Source organism: Microcoleus sp. AT8-B5, assembly GCF_036705565.1.
Classification (GTDB): domain Bacteria; phylum Cyanobacteriota; class Cyanobacteriia; order Cyanobacteriales; family Microcoleaceae; genus Microcoleus.
This window is the reverse complement of record NZ_JAUBUY010000114.1, coordinates 1-1831: the sequence shown is the minus strand read 5'-3', so window position 1 is coordinate 1831 and position 1831 is coordinate 1. Positions and strand designations below refer to the sequence as shown.

General features: G+C 44.9%; 3 protein-coding genes. 2 read left to right on the top strand and 1 reads right to left on the bottom strand.

Features of this window, described 5'->3' with window-relative positions; all coding sequences use genetic code 11:
- Window positions 1-41: 41 nt before the first annotated feature.
- Both QUB39_RS30385 and QUB39_RS30380 read left to right on the top strand, forming a co-directional pair.
- Window positions 42-248, top strand: coding sequence for a hypothetical protein (locus QUB39_RS30385; RefSeq protein WP_333058659.1), 207 nt, complete (start codon window positions 42-44; stop codon window positions 246-248).
- A gap of 62 nt (window positions 249-310) precedes the next feature.
- On the top strand, window positions 311-865 hold the full coding sequence (locus tag QUB39_RS30380) for a transposase (RefSeq protein WP_333058660.1): 555 nt from the start codon (window positions 311-313) through the stop codon (window positions 863-865).
- Here the strand turns inward: QUB39_RS30380 and QUB39_RS30375 are convergent.
- On the bottom strand, window positions 824-1429 hold the full coding sequence (locus tag QUB39_RS30375) for a hypothetical protein (protein ID WP_333058661.1): 606 nt from the start codon (window positions 1427-1429) through the stop codon (window positions 824-826). The two genes, QUB39_RS30380 and QUB39_RS30375, sit on opposite strands and share 42 nt — an antisense overlap.
- Window positions 1430-1831: the final 402 nt, after the last annotated feature.

Genomic DNA, 1831 nt, shown 5'->3' with positions numbered 1-1831 from the left:
CCTAACACATCTCTTGATGAAGTTATTCGTGCTTATTGTGCATGAAGAGTGTCTCATACTTATTTGAAATAACTATAGTTCCCGACGATGTGATATTAGCTGATCGAGCTTACGGCAATTATGTCGATTTAGTTTTGGTAAAACAGCAGGGAGCCGACGCTGTTTTTCGGAAAAATCATCTCCGTAAAACTGACTTAAGGGCGGGGCAAGAAGTTGGGAATTGGCGACCATCAAGTAGTCTGGAATAAGCCTCAACAGTGTCCCAAACACATGAGTAATGAGGAATTCGAGGAATTACCATCTAATTTCATTGTTCGGGAAGTCTGAAGAGCGAATTCAACACCGTGGCTTCCGAGACGAGCGTATTATTGTAGTCACAACGTTACTGGACGCCAAACGCTACACTGTTCACAAATTAACTCAGTTATACGGGCTGCGGTGGTCTGCTGCTGAAGTCAGTCTCCGTCATCTTAAAACAACTTTGAAAATGGAGATGTTAACAGCTAAAACTCCGGCAATGGTCAGAAAGGAAATCTGGATACACTTATTGGCTTACACTTTATTACGTACCATTATGTGGCAGTCAGTATCTTCATCAGAACATACAGCTTTTCAAATCTCCTTCCAATCAACAAGGCAGCAGTTTAATCAGTTATTGACGCTGTTGGCAACTACAGGAAAGCGCCAACAGCGACAATGGCATCAATTTCTGTTGTCGCAGGTGGCAACTAATTTACTCACGATACGACCTGAGCGTTCCGAACCTCGGGTGTTGAAACACAGGCCAAAGCCGTATCCTCGAATGCAGGAACCTCGCTCTATCTTAAAAGGTAAACAGGCCTTGCGATCGAGACTTTTTCAGTGACATTGAACTAAAATCTACAACATTGATTGGGCAACACGTCCAGGGGTTAAATTGGTTGTAGCAGATTGCCTGCAGTAATACATTCTCAACCACTAAATCCCTAGCTAGCCAGAGTTGCCAACTCCGGGGCGGCATTAAATCACTCCAACGCTCGGATTGTTCGGGAGTTCTTAGGTTAGGCAATGTCCAGTGTAATCGTTGCTTGACAAATCTATACCAATGATCCACTCCAAAGCGTCGTAAATACTTAAACCAGACTGTTTCTAAGGGTAGAGTTCGTTCTCCCACCCAGGCCAACCATAAGGGTGGAAACGGCTGACCGTTTGACATGGGCTTCATTCTTTCGACGAGGATTAAATTGACTCTGTGTTCAGCGGCACGATAAAAATGCAAGTCAAGCCATTGACTGACTCGGACTTGTCCCAACTGTGGATGTTCGTCAATTTCAATCACAGCATCCGCTTCGAGCCATGTGGTTGGGTCATTCAGCCTCATTTTTTGCCCGTGTTTTCGTGGTCTGCCGCGGCCACTATATGCTGGTGGTGCTGACCACTTTCCAGGCATTCTTTCGGAGTCTCATTAAGCAATCAGCTTGAATGTCTGCTTGCGCCAGTACCCAATTTGCATTGCCATATTCGGGCGTCTAAGACTGCTAAGACTGGATTAACGCTTTGTTCACAGACAAGTTTGAGTTGGGAAGCTGCTTGAAGTATGGGTGAAGATCCACTACTATAGCAATCCGATCTGAGTCTCACAACACAACGCCCTCTTGTCTGCCTAGACTTGTTGTATAGCAAGACTTTCAGATGTTACGGTTCTAGAAAATCACTTAGGATTGCTATAATTCGTTCATGAAGTAGGGGTAAGGCCCAACTTCAAGAGTGCTTCTGGTAGTTAGAGTCGATAGGGGCATTTCTACCCCTACCTCTCCTTCAGAACGGAACGTGAAACTTTCGCTTCATTCCG

Coding starts and splice junctions, on each gene's coding strand:
- QUB39_RS30385 (WP_333058659.1), top strand. CDS start 42: ATGAAGAGTGTCTCATACTTATTTGAAATAACTATAGTTCCCGACGAT.
- QUB39_RS30375 (WP_333058661.1), bottom strand. CDS start 1,429: ATGCCTGGAAAGTGGTCAGCACCACCAGCATATAGTGGCCGCGGCAGA.